General features: G+C 61.0%; 15 protein-coding genes. 7 read left to right on the forward strand and 8 right to left on the reverse strand.

Going from position 1 to position 18,489, the window contains the following annotated elements; translation table 11 throughout:
• Window positions 1–35: 35 nt before the first annotated feature.
• Both rsmD and C5748_RS19260 read right to left on the reverse strand, forming a co-directional pair.
• Window positions 36–599 carry a 16S rRNA (guanine(966)-N(2))-methyltransferase RsmD gene (gene rsmD / locus C5748_RS19255; protein WP_245581868.1) on the reverse strand — a complete coding sequence of 188 codons (564 nt, stop codon included), beginning with the start codon at window positions 597–599 and terminating at the stop codon, window positions 36–38.
• Window positions 580–2,280, reverse strand: a complete 1,701-nt coding sequence (locus tag C5748_RS19260; protein WP_105743563.1) for a pseudouridine synthase — start codon at window positions 2,278–2,280, stop codon at window positions 580–582. Before C5748_RS19260 ends, rsmD begins: the two co-directional genes overlap by 20 nt.
• 82 nt (window positions 2,281–2,362) lie before the next feature.
• Here C5748_RS19260 and C5748_RS19265 point away from each other — a divergent pair, with 82 nt between their 5' ends.
• Window positions 2,363–2,851: a nucleoside deaminase gene (locus C5748_RS19265; RefSeq protein ID WP_245581869.1), complete on the forward strand. Its 489-nt coding sequence runs from the start codon at window positions 2,363–2,365 to the stop codon at window positions 2,849–2,851.
• A gap of 59 nt (window positions 2,852–2,910) precedes the next feature.
• On the opposite strand, the gene C5748_RS19270 is transcribed toward C5748_RS19265, so the two are convergent.
• The 5 genes from C5748_RS19270 to C5748_RS19300 form a co-directional block, all read right to left on the reverse strand.
• Window positions 2,911–3,579, reverse strand: a complete 669-nt coding sequence (locus tag C5748_RS19270) for a hypothetical protein (RefSeq protein WP_105743564.1) — start codon at window positions 3,577–3,579, stop codon at window positions 2,911–2,913.
• 370 nt (window positions 3,580–3,949) lie between these two features.
• On the reverse strand, window positions 3,950–6,934 hold the full coding sequence (ileS, locus tag C5748_RS19280) for an isoleucine--tRNA ligase (protein ID WP_105743566.1): 2,985 nt from the start codon (window positions 6,932–6,934) through the stop codon (window positions 3,950–3,952).
• A 485-nt stretch (window positions 6,935–7,419) separates the two neighbouring features.
• Window positions 7,420–8,193, reverse strand: a complete 774-nt coding sequence (locus C5748_RS19290; protein WP_245581876.1) for a MipA/OmpV family protein — start codon at window positions 8,191–8,193, stop codon at window positions 7,420–7,422.
• Window positions 8,194–8,340: 147 nt separating this feature from the next.
• A complete protein-coding gene (locus tag C5748_RS19295) occupies window positions 8,341–9,339 on the reverse strand; it encodes a bifunctional riboflavin kinase/FAD synthetase (RefSeq protein WP_105743569.1) in 999 nt (332 codons plus the stop codon).
• 318 nt (window positions 9,340–9,657) lie between these two features.
• Window positions 9,658–10,515, reverse strand: a complete 858-nt coding sequence (locus C5748_RS19300; protein ID WP_105743570.1) for a TIGR01459 family HAD-type hydrolase — start codon at window positions 10,513–10,515, stop codon at window positions 9,658–9,660.
• Between the two features lie 258 nt (window positions 10,516–10,773).
• On the opposite strand from C5748_RS19300, the gene C5748_RS19305 reads away from it, so the two are divergent.
• From C5748_RS19305 to groL, 3 genes are all read left to right on the forward strand, one after another.
• Window positions 10,774–12,672 carry a pilus assembly protein gene (locus C5748_RS19305; protein WP_199194841.1) on the forward strand — a complete coding sequence of 633 codons (1,899 nt, stop codon included), beginning with the start codon at window positions 10,774–10,776 and terminating at the stop codon, window positions 12,670–12,672.
• Between the two features lie 341 nt (window positions 12,673–13,013).
• Window positions 13,014–13,310 (forward strand): co-chaperone GroES, encoded by a 297-nt coding sequence (gene groES, locus C5748_RS19310; RefSeq protein ID WP_105743571.1) that lies wholly within the window; start codon window positions 13,014–13,016, stop codon window positions 13,308–13,310.
• A gap of 64 nt (window positions 13,311–13,374) precedes the next feature.
• The gene (groL, locus tag C5748_RS19315; RefSeq protein ID WP_105743572.1) at window positions 13,375–15,018 is read left to right on the forward strand and encodes a chaperonin GroEL; all 1,644 of its coding nucleotides are present in this window, start codon (window positions 13,375–13,377) and stop codon (window positions 15,016–15,018) included.
• A gap of 345 nt (window positions 15,019–15,363) precedes the next feature.
• On the opposite strand, the gene C5748_RS19320 is transcribed toward groL, so the two are convergent.
• Entirely contained in the window at window positions 15,364–15,783 is a 420-nt protein-coding gene (locus C5748_RS19320) for a winged helix-turn-helix transcriptional regulator (RefSeq protein ID WP_105743573.1), read from the reverse strand.
• A gap of 92 nt (window positions 15,784–15,875) precedes the next feature.
• On the opposite strand from C5748_RS19320, the gene C5748_RS19325 reads away from it, so the two are divergent.
• The 3 genes from C5748_RS19325 to fumC all read left to right on the forward strand — a co-directional run bounded on the left by C5748_RS19325 (window position 15,876) and on the right by fumC (window position 18,434).
• A complete protein-coding gene (locus tag C5748_RS19325; protein WP_105743574.1) occupies window positions 15,876–16,436 on the forward strand; it encodes an NADPH-dependent FMN reductase in 561 nt (186 codons plus the stop codon).
• Window positions 16,437–16,708: 272 nt separating this feature from the next.
• A complete protein-coding gene (locus tag C5748_RS19330) occupies window positions 16,709–16,969 on the forward strand; it encodes a hypothetical protein (RefSeq protein ID WP_105743575.1) in 261 nt (86 codons plus the stop codon).
• Window positions 16,970–17,042: 73 nt separating this feature from the next.
• A complete protein-coding gene (gene fumC, locus C5748_RS19335; RefSeq protein WP_105743576.1) occupies window positions 17,043–18,434 on the forward strand; it encodes a class II fumarate hydratase in 1,392 nt (463 codons plus the stop codon).
• The last annotated feature ends 55 nt before the right edge of the window (window positions 18,435–18,489 follow it).

The following is an 18,489-nucleotide window of genomic DNA, read 5'->3' on the forward strand; positions in this document are numbered from 1 at the left end:
ATGAAGCCGCGATATGACATTCATCAACGACATTCTTAAAACGGTTTGCGCACCCCGATCAACCGGATAACGGTCCCGCCATAGTTGCGTTCGTCGTGCACCGCGAATCGATCATCGAGCGCGAGCGCGGCGTCTGTCTCCTCCTCAAGCACCAAAAGTGCGTCAGGAATAAGCCAACCGCCGTCGAGCGCGGAAACAAAAGCCTTTTCCCCCAAGCCTTTGCCATAAGGGGGATCGGCGAAAACGAGATCGAAGGGCTCCATGGTGCCGACAGCGCCGAGATTGCAGGCATCGCGCCGGAATATCTTGGTCTGACCCTGAAGACCGAAAGCCTCGATATTCTCGCGCAGCAGCCCGCGTCCCTCCATCGATTCCTCGACGAACAGGCAGGCGCGCGCGCCGCGCGACATGGCTTCGAGACCGAGCGCGCCGGTTCCCGCGAACAGATCGAGCACGCGAGCGCCCTCCAGTTTTCCGGGAAAGCGATGCGCCAGGATATTGAACAAGCTCTCGCGGGTCCGGTCTGTGGTGGGGCGAATCGCGCTGGAGGATGGTGTCGCAAGCGCGCGCCCGCGGAGCCTACCGCCGACGATCCGCATTTCCACCGCCCCTCGGTCCACCTTTCGGGCCAGCGCCAGGGCGATCGCCACGTGGTCCCTTTGGCCCGTCATTTCGGGGGCCGTCACTTCTGGCGCCTCCGCCTCCCGGCTTGCCGGGTGTGTTTCCGCGCGACCGTTTATCGTCGGAACGCTGGGGGCGCTTATCGCCAAATGAGCGTCCGCCGCCAGGCTCCTGTCCTGCGCCGCCGCGTGCCTCTTTTTCGCGGGCTTCGGCACGTTCGCGCTTGCCGACGCGCGGCGGACGCGGAGGCCGCTCGCCTTCCGGCCTCTCCCTGCGCGGTGGTCTCGCCTCGCCTTCGCGTACGCGCTCCGCGGGCACGGCGGCGGGTCTTGCCCGGAAAGGCTTTTCCTCACGGCGCGGCCGCTCAGTGCTCTCCTCGGGAGTTGACTTCTTGCCTTGCGGCCTTGCGCCCGGCGCCATCCAGACATTGGCGCCACGGGACTTGCGCTGAAGCGGCTCGGCCTCGCGCTCGCCACGTTCCTTTGGTCCACCCTTGGACGGGCCAGCCTTCGCCGGAGCACGGCCTCGCGGTGCCGGGCTGGTGCTCAATCGCGACAGCGCATCGTCGCGCTTTTCATCCTTGGAACGGCGCGGGCCTCTGGCCTTGCCGGTGTTGTTTGAACTGCTTGAAATCCATTCCGGCGCGCGGCGCGCGGGGCGTTCGCGGACTTCCGGCGGCGCCACTTCACCCTGCACGGCCATGTTCGAGAATTCGTTCAAAATGGGCGCGTCGAAATCCGCGCCGGATTCCTCGATCAGTTTTTCGCCCAACTGGTCGCGCAAGGTGCGCCCGCGTATCTCGCGTACCGCGCCTTCCTCCAGATCACCGAGCTGGAAGGGACCGAAGGAGATACGGATGAGGCGGCTGACGGTGAGCCCGAGCGCGCCCAGCACATTCTTGACCTCGCGGTTCTTGCCTTCGCGCAAGCCGACCGAAATCCAGACATTCGAGCCCTGCTCGCGCTCCAGCGAGGCTTCGACGGCGCCATAGAAAACCCCATCGACGGCGATGCCGTTCTTCAAGCCGTCGAGCTGTTCCTGCGTGACCTTGCCATGGGCGCGGACACGGTAGCGCCTGAGCCAGCCCGTCGACGGCAGCTCCAGGATTCGCGACAACCCGCCATCATTGGTGAGAAGCAGGAGGCCCTCGGTATTGATATCGAGACGGCCGACGGAGAGAACGCGCGGCATGTCCTTCGGCAGCGCCTCGAACACGGTCGGACGGCCTTCCGGGTCGCGGTTGGTGGTCACCAGGCCGGCGGGCTTGTGATAGAGCCAGAGCCGCGTGCGTTCGGTCTGACGCAGCGGCTTGCCGTCGACCTCGATGCGGTCGGAGCGCATCACATTGACGGCGGGGCTCGCCAGCACCTTGCCGTTGACCGTGATGCGGCCGGCCGCGATCATGGTTTCGGCCTCGCGGCGCGAGGCGATGCCGGCGCGCGCCAGTCGTTTGGCGATGCGCTCGCCTTCTTCGGGAGCGGTTTCCGCGTCAGACGGGCGCGACCCGGCCTTTGCCGGCCGCTTATCGCCGGTAAAGGGTTTGCGTTTGTCCGGATACGGGCTGTCGCCCGACCGCTTCGGCTTGTCGAACGGGCGCTTACCAAAGGGGCGTTTCGCGCTGTCGCGCTCGCCCCGGCCGTCGTCATTGTCGCTGGTCATCTGGTGTTTGCCTTTCAGGGGCGGTAACTAACAAATCGAATAGGAGCATGCGAGCGAAATTTCCCGAAAGGATACCACCGCAATGGAAAAAGACGTTTCAGCCGCCGCCCCGATGGCCATCGCGCTCGAGGAAGCGCGGTTGGCGGCGGCGCGGGGCGAGGTTCCCGTCGGCGCGGTCGTCGTGCGCAATGGCGAGATGCTTGCGCGCGCGGGCAACCGGACGCGCGAGTTGAACGATCCGACGGCGCATGCGGAAATCCTAGTCATCCGCGCGGCATGCACGTCGCTTGGCGAGGAACGGCTCACCGGCTGCGATCTCTATGTGACGCTCGAACCCTGCGCCATGTGCGCGGCGGCCATTTCGTTTGCCCGCATAAGGCGTCTTTACTACGGCGCGTCGGACCCCAAAGGCGGCGGCGTGGAAAACGGAGCCCGGTTCTATGCGCAACCGACCTGCCATCACGCGCCCGACGTCTATTCGGGATTCGCCGAAAAGGAAGCGCAGGCGCTGCTGAAGGATTTTTTCAAAACGAAGCGGCCCAGGGAGGGGAATAGGGGAATAGGGGAATAGGGGAATATGTTCTTTTCTGCAAAACATACTCCCCTATTCCCTTACTCACCTACTCCCTTCTACCACGGCAGGTAATTGCGCCAGCTCTTGGAGCCGCGTGCGGCAGCCTTGCGCTCGCGTTCCTTCCTGGCCTCGTCCTCACCGACATCGCCCACGGGCGCCGAGCTGGCTGGCTGCCTGTAGTCCAGCGGCGGCTCGCTGAGATAGCGCCGGCTCGTCGGCGAGCCCGTCTTCGCAACCTGACGGCGACGGATGATCTCCGCCGATTGTTCAGGCGACAGATTGCTGCCGCGGGAGGCGCGGTCGGCGGCGCGGCTGTTGGCCGAAGCCAGATTCTTCGACGACGAGGATGTCGCGACAGGGCCGTCACCGGCGATCGGCGAAACATAGTTCGGGTTGCCCTGGTTGGCCGTCGCCTCGTCACGCAGACGCTTGCGGCGCGCCTCGGGCGATTCCGGCCAGTTCGCGCCTGACCGGGCCACGCTCTCCTGCGGTGCAGGCAACGTGGCTGCCCGGCCTGCGACGGGCTTCACAAGCTCCGGACGCGGCTTGTATTCGATCCGCTGACCGTTGTTGCGCGAACCGAAGGAGGCGATGTTGGACATGTCGTCAAGAAGCTGCGCGCCGGCAGTCTTGTCCGTGCCGTAGGTCGGGGAGGAAACGCAGCCCGAAAGCGCAAAGCCGGCGAAGGCCGCCCCTAAAATCAGAAACTGTCCATTAATCTTCATTATCGCCACTTCTCACCCGTATCACCAGACTGATCGTTTCAGCCGGTACACGGCCATCACCGGCAGCCCTGCCGTAAAATTCCGGCAACTCCATGGCAAGCCCCCTAGATTGTGGCTCGCAAATGGCCTTGTACATGACCGAGGACGAAGCGGCAATTGCGGATATCTCTCTTATCCGCAACTGCCGCATACCTTTTCACGAATGTCGCGTTCAGCCTGCGATCAGGCACGGGGCTGTCGCATATGGGGTTGATGCGGCGATGTCACCTCTTTCCTTCTCCCCTTGTGGGAGAAGGTGGCCGAGCGTAAGCGAGGTCGGATGAGGGGTAGATGCCGCGCATTTCCTTTCGCCATATGCGACTGCCTGCCCTCAGGCGGCAAGCCTGCCGAGCGCCTTCAGTTCCCGCAATGCCGCCGCGTCGCGCGCCGAGACGTCGGGGAATTCCGGATCGCTGCCCACATCATGGGTGTAGCGCCAGGAACGGGCGCATTTCACGCCCGTCGCGCGCACCGGGACCACGGCCACGCCATCGACATCGTCCAGCGTGAATGCATTTGCAGGGGGAGCTTCGTCCGTCACCGTGATATCGCTGGTGATGCAGATTTCAGCGAAATCGAGCCCCTGGATAGCCTCCATCAGCGCCGGATCGGTGACATGGACGACAGGTGCCGCCTCCAGCGACGAGCCGATGCGCTTATCGGCGCGTTCCAGTTCCAGCGCGCCGGTGACGACGCGGCGAACGCTGCGCACCTTGCGCCATTTTTCCGCCAATTCCTCGTCGCGCCATTCGGCGGGCGTGTCGCGGAACTGCTCCAAATGGATCGAGACAGCTCCCGGATACCGGTCGAGCCAGGCTTCTTCCGTTGTGAAGGGCAGCATGGGTGCAAGCCAGGTGGTCACGCGGTCGAAAATCTGGCGCACGGTCTGCAGCGCCGCCTTGCGGCGGACGCTCGACGGCGCGTCGCAATAAAGCGCGTCCTTGCGGATATCGAAATAGAATGCCGAAAGCTCGACATTCATGAAATCGATGAGCGCGCGTGCGATACGCTTGAAATCGAAAGCGTCGTAGCCGGCACGCACAACCTCGTCCAGTTCGGCCAGGCGATGCAGCATCAGCCGCTCCAACTCCGGCAGATCGGCATAGGCAATCGTTTCGCCGTCGTCATGGGCGAGCGTGCCGAGCATCCAGCGGATGGAGTTTCTGAGCTTGCGATACGCATCGATATTGGTCTGGAGAATGCTCTTGCCGAGACGCTGATCCTCCCAATAATCCGTGGTCATCACCCACAGGCGCAGGATATCGGCGCCCGAATCCTTGATGACGTCCTGCGGCGTCACCGTGTTGCCGAGCGACTTGGACATCTTTTTGCCCTGCTCGTCCATGGTGAAGCCGTGGGTGACGACGGTGTCGTAGGGCGCGCGCCCGCGCGTGCCGCAGCTTTCGATAAGAGACGAATGGAACCAGCCGCGATGCTGGTCGGAGCCTTCGAGATAGACGTCGGCAGGCCATTTCATATCCGGGCGATCTTCCAGCGTGAAAGCATGCGTGGAGCCTGAATCGAACCAGACGTCGAGAATATCGCGGACCTGCTGCCATGGCTCATTGGCGCGGCTGCCCAGGAAGCGCTCGCGCGCGCCTTCGGCAAACCATGCGTCGGCGCCCTCAGCCTCGAAGGCATCGAGGATGCGCTGGTTGACCGCCTCGTCCTTCAGCACATTGCCGTTCTCATCGGCGAAGACGCAGATAGGAACGCCCCAGGCGCGCTGGCGCGACAGAACCCAGTCCGGCTTGTCCTCGATCATCGAACGTAAACGCGTCTGTCCCTGCGACGGGACGAAACGCGTCTCGTCGATGGCTTTGAGCGAGCGGCTACGCAACGTCGTGCCGTCGCCCAGATCCTTATCCATATAGACGAACCATTGCGGCGTGTTGCGGAAGATGACGGGCTTCTTGGAGCGCCAGGAATGCGGATAGGAGTGCTTCAGCCGTCCGCGCGCGAACAGCATGTTTCGCGCAATCAGCGCCTCGATGACCGCCTTGTTGGCATCGCCCTTCTTGCCGTTGTCATCAATGACGCGCGCAGCACCGCCCTCGCGATCCGGCCCGAAGCCCGGCGCGTCCTTGGTGAAGAAGCCGGCATCGTCGACAGGGAACGGGATGGATGAATCGATACCTCGTGCCTCAAGTTCACGCGCATTCTCCATCCAGACGTCGAAATCCTCGCGGCCATGGCTCGGCGCGGTGTGGACGAAGCCCGTGCCGGCATCATCGGTGACGTGATCGCCGGCGAGGAGCGGGATGTCGAATTCATAGCCGCCGCCGAGGCCTGCTAATGGATGGCTGCAGCGAGCCGCGGCCAGAACCTCCCAAGGGACATCATAAAGTCGTTCTAACTCTATCTTCGCTTTGGCACCGCATTCGCCGGCCAAGCTGTCTGCAAATACAAGATGTTCTCCCGGCTGCGGACCAAATTCATTTTCCGCTGCCGTGACCTTGTAGAGTCCGTAATTAACACGCTTGGAAAAAGCGATCGCGCGATTTCCAGGGATCGTCCATGGCGTGGTTGTCCAGATCACAATCGAGTATCCGGGGAAGAGCTTACTCGTCTCTGAATTAGTTGGAGTATCCGAAAGGTCTAGGCCTCCCCACGCAGGTCCTGCACCACCTATTACGTACTTGATCGGAAACTTCACCCAGATCATGTCGCTCTCGACATCCTGGTATTCAACTTCCGCCTCGGCAAGCGCCGTTCTTTCCACCACGCTCCACATCACCGGCTTCGACCCGCGATAGAGCTGGCCGGACCTGGCGAATTTCAGCAATTCGCCGGCGATGCGGCTTTCCGCGTGGAAATTCATGGTCAGATAGGGATTGTCGAAATCGCCTGTTACACCGAGGCGCTTGAACTCCTCGGCCTGCACCTTGATCCAGTGCGTGGCGAACTCACGACATTCCTTGCGGAATTCGTTGATAGGCACCTCGTCCTTGTTCAGGCCCTTGGCGCGGTATTGTTCCTCGATCTTCCATTCGATCGGCAGGCCGTGGCAGTCCCAGCCGGGCACGTAATTGGAATTGTAGCCGCGCATCTGGAAGGAACGCGTGATGACGTCCTTGAGGATCTTGTTGAGCGCGTGGCCGATATGAATGTTGCCGTTGGCATAGGGCGGGCCGTCATGAAGCACATAGAGCGGACGGTCCTTGGCGTCCTCGCGCAGCTTCCTGTAAAGGTCCATCTCCTCCCAGCGGGCGACGAACTGCGGCTCGCGCGCCGGCAGGCCAGCGCGCATCGGAAACTCCGTCTGCGGCAGGTTGAGGGTTTTCGAATAATCGATTTTTCCGGTCGTATCGGTCATGTTTCTGGCTCATTCTCAGGCCCGCGCGGGAAAGGCACAAGCGGGCGGATTCCAAATAAAACGGTGAATGCGAGTGGGCGTAAGCCGGTCGTTCCCGGACCTTCCCGCTTGACGCGACTGCCCTCTCAGGCAGCGGGGAAGGCCGGGCCACTAATTCGCCAGCCACTAATTCGTATGACCGAAATGAAAAGCCTGAACATGCGTATCATGACGCCGCTTTTAGCAATGACGCGGCGTATAATAAAGAGGCGAGCGCCAGAAAACGTAGCGTTTGGCATCTACCCCTCATCCGACCGCTTCGCGGCCACCTTCTCCCACAAGGGGAGAAGGGAGGCGCTACGCGAAGGTAAATGCTAATCGCGGACGCTGACAATCGGCAATAGGGGCATATGCAGGTCTCCTCCCTTCTCCCCTTGTGGGAGAAGGTGGCCGCGCGTAAGCGCGGTCGGATGAGGGGTGGATGCCGCGCATACCCCCTCTATTCCCTACAACGAGAAATCAAACCGATAGGTCGCCGATGCGCCGATGGTGAACTGGTTGCGCGAGCCGCGTTCCTTGACCAGGCTCGAATCGGCTGCCGGGCCTTGCAGGCGGGCATATTCGGCGAAGAGGCTGGTGGTCAGCTTTTCGGTCGTCTTCCATGTCACCGCGCCGCCGATACCGGCCGATTTGAAGCCGCCGCCGGGTTTATACTGGCTCAGGCCCGAGGCCACGGCCTCATCGGCATCGACGCCATAATAGGTGTCGAAATAATCCTTGGTGGCGAAGGAGGCGCGCGGTCCGCCTGATATGCGGACGGTCGGCGTCACGTCGACAAAGGCGTCGGCGGCGACATCGGCCACCACGCCCTTATGCGCGCGGATGCCGTGGCGAACCTCGCCGCGAATGCGCAGCCAGTCCGTCGGGTAGACTTCGACGAAGCCACCCGCCTCGACGCCCCAGCGCACGGGATCGAGCCCCTTCAGCTCATCGGCTGTATCCCCATCGCGCTCGAAGAGCAGCTTGCCGGCGATGCCGGCGCGGAACGTTTCCGTGTCGATGAAGGCGAAGGACGGATTGTCGTTGCGCGAAGAAAACCGCGTGGTGGCGCCGGCACGTCCCAGCGAGATCATCGGCGTCGCGCTGAAGACGCGGCTGCTCGATCCCTCGAAACGCGGCGCGACGAAGCCCGCGGCGCCAACCGTCAGATACCAGTCGCCCGACCAGAAATGCCGGCGGTTTTCGGTTTCTTGGGCCTGAACGAGAGAGGTGGAAGCGATATGGGTGAAAAGAACTGCGCCCGAAAGGACGCCCAATGGATAAATACGCAAAATCAAACTCCGGAAACGGCGAGAGAAAGCCGGGGGTATAGTAAACAGTCTTTGCAGCGCAATCGGTAAAAATTGTTTAAACTTGAGGTAGAAAAATCAACCGATACGCTTTTCCTCGAAATTAAACGCCCGGTCAAGCCGCGACAGCGGGCGTACACCGGAAAGCACGGCGCGCGCTTCCGCCTCGTCCTGGCGCATCTGTACCATCAATGCGTCGAGGCCGTCGAACTTCACCTCGCCACGCAGATAAGCGAAGAAGGAAACGGCGCAAATCTCGCCGTAGAGATCGCCGGAGAAATCGAACAGGAAGGTTTCAAGCAGCGGCGGGCCGTCCGTATCGACCGTCGGGCGGCGACCGAAGCTGGCAACGCCGTCATGGAGCGAGCCGTCGGCGCGGCGAAACCGCACGGCATAGATGCCGTGCTTCAGGTGGGTCTGCGGCGGCAGCGCCATATTTGCGGTCGGGAAACCCAGCGTGCGGCCGAGCTTCTTGCCCTCCACCACCTCGCTTTCGACCGTATAGCGATAACCGAGCAGCGCCGCGGCGCCGGCGACGTCCCCCTCACCCAGAGCCAAGCGGATCCGACTCGACGAGACGACCTCGCCGCCCTCGTCGCGAAAGGCATCGACCAATGTGACCTCGAAGCCCAGCCGCATGCCCGCATCCATGAGAAAGGCCGGGCCGCCCTGCCGGCCCTTGCCGAAATGGAAATCGAAGCCGGTGACGACGCGGCTTGCCCCGAGCTTGTCGACGATGATCCACTGGACGAAATCTTCCGCCGAATGTTCGGCAAAGGCGCGCGTGAATTCCTGTTCGACCACCGCATTAAAGCCAAGCGCGTCAAGAAGCTCGGCCTTTTCTATTGCCGGCGTCAACCGGTCGACAGGCTGATCCGGCACGAAGACGCTGCGCGGATGCGGCTCGAAGGTCAGCACCACCGCCGGCCGGCCCTCCGCCTCGGCCAGATCGAGCGCGCGCTGCAGCACGGCCTGATGGCCGCGATGCACGCCGTCGAAATTGCCGATGGCCACGACCGCGCCCCTGAGGTGGGCAGGCAGGTCTGCTGGGCTGGCGAGGCGGAGAAAGTCAGGCATGGCGTGTGCGGCTCTGGGTTCCGTTGAGGATTAAAGGGCGGAGGACGTTTCCCCCTCTCTTGCGATTTCTAACACTTAGCCTCCGCTTCGCTCCAGCTAAGATGTTGAAATCGCTTTCTCTCCCGCAAGGGGAGAGATAACGCTGCACCACCTTCACTGCCAAGCTGGAATGCTCGCTATAAGCGGCAACAGCGATGCAATCCGTATCTCTCCCCTTGCGGGAGAGAAAGCAAATTCTTGGGCTTAGCTTTGCTAAGTCCCTAGAATTTGCAAGAGAGGGGGCTGGCACCGCAGACTACTCCTCAATCTAAACATCGCTCAGCTAAGAGTGTGCATGGTGGCGACGGGATTGCTGCCATGCTTCTTGAGAAAATCAAGCAGCCTTTCGACATCCACTATGCCCTGGTCGGCATAATCGCCGGCATGAATTCCGCCGGAGATGTAGAGAATATCGATCCCGAATTGCTCGGCGCCCTTCACATCGGTCAGCATACCGTCACCGATCGCCAGCACACGGGCCTTGTCCACTGCCTGCCCGCGCACCTCGCCTGCGGCAGCGAGCGCCGCCTCGTAGATCGGGCGGTGCGGTTTGCCGGCGATCAGCGTGCGCCCTCCGAGCTGGCCATAATCGCGCGCCAGGGCACCGGCGCACCAGATCAGGCGGTTGCCGCGCTCCACCACGATATCCGGGTTGGCGCAGATGAAAGGCAGGTCGCGCGAGCGAAAGCGCGCGAGCATATCGGCATAATCGTCGGGCACCTCGATCTCGTCATCGACCAGGCCGGTACAGACCACGCCTGCGGCCTCGAACGCCTCGACCAGATCGATGTCGAGCCCCTCATAGAGAGACAGGTCCCGGTCCGGTCCCAGATGGAACAGGCGGCGCGGACCGCTGGCGATCAGGTCGCGCGTCACGTCGCCTGACGTGACGATGCGGTCATAGGCATCGTCGGGGACGCCGAGCAGCGACAATTGTGCGGTGATCAGCGGCGCCGGGCGCGGTGCGTTGGTGATGAGAACGACCGTCAGCCCGGCCTTGCGCGCGCGCTGCAATGCGGCGCTTGCGGCAGCGAACGCGTTGATGCCGTTGTGCAGAACGCCCCATACATCGCAGAGCAGGACGTCATATCCGGGCATCAGTTCATCAAGGCGTTCGATCTTGGGAAGGCTGAACATGCGGGATCCTTTGCTATGGCGTTTTGCGGCGGGCGCAACTCTAAGGCGGGCGCGTTCGGATTAGCCGAAGCCGCCGGGCATGTCATCTGCTTTCGCCTTCAAAATCGCGGCAACGCAGAGCCTGGTTGCGTTCCTCTCTTCCGCTTCATTCAAATTTTACCGAGCTTCGTGACCAACCGTTAGAAGCCTGTCTGCTATGAGTGGACAGAATTCTTCCATGGTGGGCAAGGAAGAATGCTCTTGGGGAGCGGGGAACAGATGAAAGCGGAACACAAGCGGGCGGCCATAGCGGCCGGCGGGGCAAAAAGCTTATCGATTCTGGCGCGCTTTCGGCGCGACGAAGGCGGCAATTTCGCGATCATGACTGTTTTCGTCATGGCTCCCCTGCTGCTCGCCGGCATGGCGGCCATCGACGCGGCCAATCTGGTGCGGACCAAGACCAATGTGCAACACGCCCTCGATGCGGCGGCACTGGCGGTCGGGCGGCGTTTCGGCGGCGGCGCTTCGGAAGCGGTCATGCAGGATTATGGCCAGAAATTCTTCGCCGCCAATCTGAAGGTGATGAACCCGGACAACGTCCAGTTCAACATCGTCCTGCCAAGCGATGGCGACACGAAGAAGCAGATTTCAGCCGTCGCGGACCTTACGTACAATTCGCTTTTCGGAACGCTTGCCAATTCGCTCGGCGGCGGCGATTGGAACGGGTTCAAATACCATATGGTCTCGGACGTGCGTGTGAAGAACACGGTCGAGGTGGCGCTGGTTCTGGATAATTCAGGCTCGATGAGTGAGAAGGGAACCGGCTCGGGCGAGGATCGCATAGACCTGCTTAGAACAGCAGCGACGCAGCTTGTGGACAGCATGGCTGGGCAGGCCGGGCTGATGACGCGCATCGACAAATCGGTGCAATTTTCCGTGGTTCCCTTTGCCGCGTCGGTCAATGTGGGGCCGCAATATGCGGATGATCCGAGCGCGACGTGGCTAGACAAGGAAGGTCGCTCCTCCATCCATTACGAGAATTTCGATATCAGCCAGCCGATCACGCTCGGCACGAACAAGCAGCTTGCCTTCCTGGACGGCCAGTACAAGCGGACAGGCAAGGGCTGGCCGATCTCAGAAAGAGACAGGCCCTACACAAGGTTCGACCTGTTCAAGGAACTGAAAATCCATACCAATTGGTATGGCACACAGACCGCCCCGTTCGCCAATTGGCGCGGCTGCGTCGAGGCGCGACCGGGAGGCTACAATCTGGACGATACAAGGCCAAGCGCCGCCACTCCCGACACGCTTTTCGTGCCGATGTTTGCGCCGGATGAATATGACACAGCGAGGGCACGCAATGATTGGTGGCCTGACGATTGGAGCAACGGCGATCCCGGCGCTGTCGCCCGGCAGCGGGGCCTTATAAAGTATTTTGCAACCGCCCCCTATAATAACAGGAACCTGCATCCCGGCGAGGGACCAAATTATAGCTGCACAACCACGCCGATCACGCCGCTGACGGATGTCTCGACCACCGCCGGGCTGAACACGATCAGGAACGCCATCGACGACATGGCGCCGTTGGGCGCGACCAATGTTCCGGAAGGCATGGCATGGGGATGGCGGACCATTTCGAGTGGAGAACCGTTCACCGAGGGACGCGCCGAGACCGAGCGCGGCAATGACAAGGTTGTCATTGTGCTGACGGACGGCGCCAACACGTATTATCCCCGAACCTATTTCCGCGCCGACGATCAGGCGGGAAGCATCTCCGACTATTCCGCATTCGGCTATGTGGGGCAGAAAACGTCTTCCAGAACACGCCTCTTCCAGAACACAAGCAACGCCAACACCGGTCTGCACACCATTGAAAACTATTCCGCCGCGATGAACGAGCAGTTCGCGACGCTGTGCGACGATGTGAAGAGGGCCAAAATCATCGTCATGACGGTGGCGCTCGATCTCGATGCCACCAAGGGCAACGCCGACGAAAGGAAGCGGGTCCGGGGGCAGATCGACGCGCTGACAACCTGCGCGTCGGATTCACGCAGCCGCCGCGATCCGGGCGATGCGAGCAAGCCGGCGAAGCTGTTCTGGAACACGACCGGCGGAGATCTGTCGGAGACCTTCCGCCAGATCGGCGATGAACTCTCGAACCTGCGCATCGTTGGATAGGTGCGTCGAATAGGTGGTTTGCGTCTTCGGTCATCCCGGAGGCGCGGCTACTTTCTGTTAACGCTAATCCAAACTCACGATGAATTCAAACAGGTTGCGGGCAGGTTGCGGGTTGAAGCCCGCGGCCTTGTTTATCTGCCTGATCATACCATATTCAGGCAAAGCTCCTTCGGGCAGCGGAACTCGAATGATCCTCCGTTCCGCCGTTTGTTCCCTTGACAAATCGAGGCTGGAATTCTATTTCCGCAGCATATTGGCACTCATCCCCATAGAGTGCTAATAACCGTGAACCAGCATCGGTTCATGCCGTCAATCCATTGCAAACATCAAGGGTTCAAACCATGGCCAAGACCAAGTTCCGCCCGCTTCACGACCGCGTCGTGGTTCGTCGGGTCGAATCGGAAGAGAAGACTGCCGGTGGCATCATCATTCCCGACACCGCCAAAGAAAAGCCGCAGGAAGGCGAGATCGTCGCAGTTGGCGCAGGCGCCCGTGACGATGCCGGCAAGCTGGTTCCGCTCGATGTCAAGGAAGGCGATCGCGTCCTCTTCGGCAAGTGGTCGGGCACCGAAGTCAAGATCAGCGGCGAAGACCTGCTGATCATGAAAGAATCCGACATTCTCGGCATCATCGGCTGATTGCCGATCCCCTTTCATATCCTCACCATAGATCAAACCGGGTTAAATCCCAGGAGAGACAAAAATGGCTGCCAAAGAAGTAAAATTCGGCCGTGACGCGCGCGAGCGCCTGATGTCCGGCGTCAATATCCTTGCCGATGCGGTTAAGGTAACGCTTGGTCCCAAGGGCCGTAACGTCGTCATCGACAAATCCTTCGGCGCTCCGCGCATCACCAAGGACGGCGTGACCGTCGCCAAGGAAATCGAGCTGGAAGACAAGCTGGAAAACATGGGCGCGCAGATGCTGCGCGAAGTGGCTTCCAAGACCAACGACATCGCCGGTGACGGCACCACGACCGCGACCGTTCTCGGTCAGGCGATCGTTCAGGAAGGCGCCAAGGCTGTTGCCGCCGGCATGAACCCGATGGACCTGAAGCGCGGCATCGACCTGGCCGTGACCGAAGTCGTCGCGGATCTCGTCAAGAAGGCCAAGAAGATCAAGACGTCGGAAGAAGTTGCCCAGGTCGGCACGATCTCGGCGAATGGCGACGTATCCGTCGGCGAGATGATCGCCAAGGCGATGCAGAAGGTCGGCAACGAGGGTGTCATCACCGTCGAGGAAGCCAAGACCGCCGAAACCGAGCTGGAAGTCGTCGAAGGCATGCAGTTCGACCGCGGCTATCTCTCGCCCTACTTCGTCACCAATCCGGAAAAGATGGTGGCCGATCTCGAGGACGCCTACATCCTCCTGCACGAGAAGAAGCTCTCGAACCTTCAGGCTCTTCTGCCGGTTCTCGAAGCTGTCGTCCAGTCCTCCAAGCCGCTCGTCATCGTTGCTGAAGACGTCGAGGGCGAGGCTCTTGCCACGCTCGTCGTCAACAAGCTGCGCGGCGGCCTGAAGATCGCCGCCGTGAAGGCTCCCGGCTTCGGCGACCGCCGCAAGGCCATGCTCGAAGACCTCGCCATCCTCACCGGTGGTCAGGTGATCTCCGAAGATCTCGGCATCAAGCTGGAGAGCGTTACGCTCGACATGCTGGGCCGCGCCAAGAAGGTGTCGATCACCAAGGAAAACACCACGATCGTCGACGGCGCCGGCCAGAAGGCCGAGATCACCGCTCGCGTCAACCAGATCAAGGCGCAGATCGAAGAGACCACTTCGGACTACGACAAGGAAAAGCTGCAGGAGCGTCTTGCCAAGCTTGCTGGCGGTGTCGCCGTGATCCGCGTCGGCGGTGCGACGGAAGTCGAAGTGAAGGAAAAGAAGGACCGCGTCGACGACGCCCTCAATGCGACCCGCGCGGCCGTTGAAGAAGGTATCGTTGCCGGCGGCGGCACGGCTCTGCTGCGTGCTTCGGCTGCGATCACCGTCAAGGGCATCAATGCCGATCAGGAGGCCGGCATCAACATCGTCCGTCGCGCCCTGCAGGCTCCGGCCCGCCAGATCGCCACGAATGCGGGCGACGAAGCTTCGATCGTTGTCGGCAAGATCCTCGAGAACAAGCAGGACACCTACGGCTACGACACGGCGACTGGCAAATATGGCGATCTGATCGCACTTGGCATCGTCGATCCGGTCAAGGTCGTTCGCACGGCTCTCCAGAACGCTGCATCGGTTGCCGGCCTGCTGGTCACGACCGAAGCCATGATCGCCGAGCTTCCGAAGAAGGAATCCGCAATGCCTGCAATGCCGGGCGGCGGCATGGGCGGTATGGGCGGCATGGACTTCTAAGAAGTCCTGTTTCCGGAATAGGAAAGGCGGGCTTCGTGCCCGTCTTTTTCTTTCTTTGTGTGGCAATGCCTCTTGCATGCCACAATGGCCGGTTGCCGGAACCACCTATCCCTTCGGCGTAAGAAAGCCTTAACCATACGCCGATATCGGCTGTTAACCGACCTCTTCTGTTAGAAAGTTCTGATTGACTGGCTTCGGCAAACATGGTCAACCGCTCGGCAGGGGCTTGCCGAACAAGATGGACTTCCGATTGCCCCCGCTTTAGGGAAGTCCTGTCTCAGGCAACCGGAAAGGCGGATCAACATCCGCCTTTCCACCCCCCCTCAGAACGTCCCCTCCCTTATTTCATTCAGCGGCTTCGCTCATGCTTCCGGCGGGCCGGAACGGCTCTTGTGCTGCGCCTCGGGCGGCATCGAATCGCTTGCGTGCCGCGCTGACCCGCTCCTCGTTCTCGATAGCCCATTCACCCAACGCACGAACCGGGACAAGCAGCTCGCGCCCGAGATCCGTCAGTTCATATTCGACACGAGGCGGAATGGTCGGGAAAACCGTGCGCGTGACGAACCCGTCGCGTTCCAACCCGCGCAACGTGGTCGTCAGCATCTTCTGCGAAATGCCCGATACGGTGCGCCGCAATTCGTTGAAGCGCATCGGGTGGTTACCTAGATAATTGACGACCAGCACCGTCCATTTGTCGCCGACACGCGACAGAATTTCATTTACCGCCGTACATTCGGAGGTTACCTCGAAGTGATCCGGTTTCAAAAAAGTGCCTCCTTGCGCCGCTGAAACATGGCCCGATATATAACCTCGGTTTCTTTTGGTTACCACCCTTCATGAAGAAAGGCTCATTACTCATGGCAAAATTGAAGATCGCCGTCATCATAGGCAGCACGCGCGGATCGCGCTTCGCCCCCGCCCCGGCAAAATGGATCGCGGAGCTTGCGGCAGCACGCGATGATATCGATGTGGAAGTGGTCGATCTGCTCGACTATCCCATGGCATTCCTGGGCGAGGAGCGCACCACCGAACCCCAGAATGAAACGGCGGAGCGCTGGAAGAAGAAGATGCGTGAATTCGACGGCTACATCTTCACCGTCGCCGAATACAATCATGGACCGACCGCCGTGCTGAAAAACGCCATCGATATGGGCGAATGGATTCAGAAACCGTTCGGCTTCGTCGGTTATGGCGGTGTCGGCGGCGCCCGCGCGGTCGAGCAGTTGCGGCTGATCGCCGTCGAGATGCAGGCCGCCTCGGTCAAGACCGGCGTGCATATCCTCTTCCCGGAATATCTCGCCGTGGCGAAGGGCGAAAAGCAGCTTGGCGATTACCCGCATCTGACCGACGCAGCGACCAACATGCTGGACCAGCTCGTCTGGTGGTCGAAGGCGCTCAAGGCCGCCCGCGACGCCTGAGAACTATGTGAGAGGACAATGCCCCTCTCCTGCCGTCATTCTCGGGCTTGTCCCGAGAATCTACTACAAGGATAGGAAAAGAAATTACCGTTCTGACAGATCATACCGTCGTAGATTCTCGGGACAAGCCCGAGAATGACGGCCAGAGGGGAAGCTGTTTCGAGCTCGTCCTGACATACTCTAAGACAAAGCCGGGTGTTCCCCAGGATGCCCGGCTTTGTTCCGGATCATTCTCGCGCTATGTAAACTCCTGACATCAACAGGAGACGTCCATGCGCAAGAAGCTTCCCATCTCCACCGCGCCGATGAACGGCACCAAGATCATCGTTTTATGGACCGACGATGACGAGCGGGAAAACGAAACGGTTGCGCGGTATCACTCGCTCGCGCAGTTGAAGGCAGGAGGCGGCGACTGGGACGAAGCCGATACCGGATGGTGGATATTCACCGACAGCCGGACGCAGAAGAAGATCGATCCTGCCGCATGGATCTCCGGGAACGATGACGAGAACGAAAATGGGGACGACACGTGAGCGTTCCCGTCAAAACGGCTTGCAAAACGCCTATATTCCCCGACATGGTGATGAGAAACGGAGATTAGTGAGAATGGCAGGAACACGCACGGAAACCGATACGTTCGGCCCGATCGAAGTGGCTTCGGATCGTTATTGGGGAGCGCAGACGGAGCGGTCCCTGCACAATTTCAAGATCGGCGGCGAGAGGCAGCCCCTGCCCCTGATCCATGCGCTGGGGATCGTCAAACGCGCGGCGGCGGAAACCAATATCGCACTCGGCAGGCTCGATCCGGTGATCGGACGCGTCATCACGGTTGCGGCGGCGGAAGTCATCGAAGGCAAGCTCGATGATCATTTTCCGCTGGTCGTCTGGCAGACCGGTTCGGGCACGCAATCCAACATGAATGCCAACGAGGTCATCTCCAACCGGGCGATCGAGCTTCTGGGCGGGACGCTCGGCTCCAAGAAGCCGGTTCACCCGAACGATCATGTCAATATGAGCCAGTCGTCGAACGACAGCTTCCCGACTGCGATCCATATCGCGACCGCCGTCGAGACGACGAACCGGCTCTACCCCGCGCTCGATCATCTGATCGCGGCATTGAAGGAGAAGGAAGCGGCGTTCGCCGATATCATCAAGATCGGCCGCACGCATACGCAGGACGCCACGCCCGTGACGCTCGGCCAGGAGTTTTCCGGTTATCGCGCCGCGCTCGAATATGGCCGCAAACGCATCGAGGAAGCGCTTTCCGACATCTTCCTGCTCGCCCAGGGCGGCACGGCGGTCGGAACCGGCCTCAATGCGCCGCAGGGTTTCGACACCGGCTTCGCCGACGTGGTTTCGGAAATCACCGGCCTGCCGTTCAAGACCGCGCCGAACAAGTTCGAGGCATTGGCCAGCCACGGCGCCATCACCAATTTCCACGGCAGCCTCAACGCGCTTGCCGCCGATCTCTTCAAGATCGCCAATGATATCCGCTTCCTCGGTTCCGGCCCGCGCTCCGGCCTTGGCGAACTCAAGCTGCCGGAAAACGAGCCGGGGTCATCGATCATGCCGGGCAAGGTCAACCCGACCCAGGCCGAAGCGCTGACCATGGTGGCGACACAGGTCTTCGGCAATCATACCACCGTCACCGTTGCAGCGAGCCAGGGCCATTTCGAACTCAACGTGTTCAAGCCGGTCATCGCCTTCAACGTGCTGCAATCGATCCGGATCCTCTCGGACGCCATGGTGTCTTTCGCCGATAATTGCATCAAGGGGACAGAGGCCGACGAAGTCCGTATCAAGGAGCTTCTCGAACGCTCGCTGATGCTCGTGACGGCGCTGGCGCCGGCGATCGGCTATGACAATGCCGCCAAGATCGCCAAGACGGCGCACAGACAAGGCACGACCTTGCGCGAGGAAGCGCTTGCCAGCGGGCTCGTCTCGGCGGAGGATTACGACAAGCTCGTTCGGCCGGAACGGATGATCGCACCGGAATAGGCAGAACGCGTTTCATATTAGTGAACGATCTGTCGAGAATTATGCGGCTTTCCTT

The organism is Phyllobacterium phragmitis, assembly GCF_002980495.1.
GTDB lineage: Bacteria > Pseudomonadota > Alphaproteobacteria > Rhizobiales > Rhizobiaceae > Paramesorhizobium > Paramesorhizobium phragmitis.

Excerpts from the sequence above, each read along its gene's own strand:
- groES (WP_105743571.1), top strand. The coding sequence starts at position 13,014 with ATGGCCAAGACCAAGTTCCGCCCGCTTCACGACCGCGTCGTGGTTCGT.
- C5748_RS19300 (WP_105743570.1), bottom strand. The coding sequence starts at position 10,515 with ATGTTCAGCCTTCCCAAGATCGAACGCCTTGATGAACTGATGCCCGGA.
- groL (WP_105743572.1), top strand. The coding sequence starts at position 13,375 with ATGGCTGCCAAAGAAGTAAAATTCGGCCGTGACGCGCGCGAGCGCCTG.
- rsmD (WP_245581868.1), bottom strand. The coding sequence starts at position 599 with ATGCGGATCGTCGGCGGTAGGCTCCGCGGGCGCGCGCTTGCGACACCA.
- C5748_RS19265 (WP_245581869.1), top strand. The coding sequence starts at position 2,363 with ATGGAAAAAGACGTTTCAGCCGCCGCCCCGATGGCCATCGCGCTCGAG.
- C5748_RS19325 (WP_105743574.1), top strand. The coding sequence starts at position 15,876 with ATGGCAAAATTGAAGATCGCCGTCATCATAGGCAGCACGCGCGGATCG.
- C5748_RS19330 (WP_105743575.1), top strand. The coding sequence starts at position 16,709 with ATGCGCAAGAAGCTTCCCATCTCCACCGCGCCGATGAACGGCACCAAG.
- C5748_RS19295 (WP_105743569.1), bottom strand. The coding sequence starts at position 9,339 with ATGCCTGACTTTCTCCGCCTCGCCAGCCCAGCAGACCTGCCTGCCCAC.
- fumC (WP_105743576.1), top strand. The coding sequence starts at position 17,043 with ATGGCAGGAACACGCACGGAAACCGATACGTTCGGCCCGATCGAAGTG.
- ileS (WP_105743566.1), bottom strand. The coding sequence starts at position 6,934 with ATGACCGATACGACCGGAAAAATCGATTATTCGAAAACCCTCAACCTG.
- C5748_RS19270 (WP_105743564.1), bottom strand. The coding sequence starts at position 3,579 with ATGAAGATTAATGGACAGTTTCTGATTTTAGGGGCGGCCTTCGCCGGC.
- C5748_RS19260 (WP_105743563.1), bottom strand. The coding sequence starts at position 2,280 with ATGACCAGCGACAATGACGACGGCCGGGGCGAGCGCGACAGCGCGAAA.
- C5748_RS19305 (WP_199194841.1), top strand. The coding sequence starts at position 10,774 with ATGAAAGCGGAACACAAGCGGGCGGCCATAGCGGCCGGCGGGGCAAAA.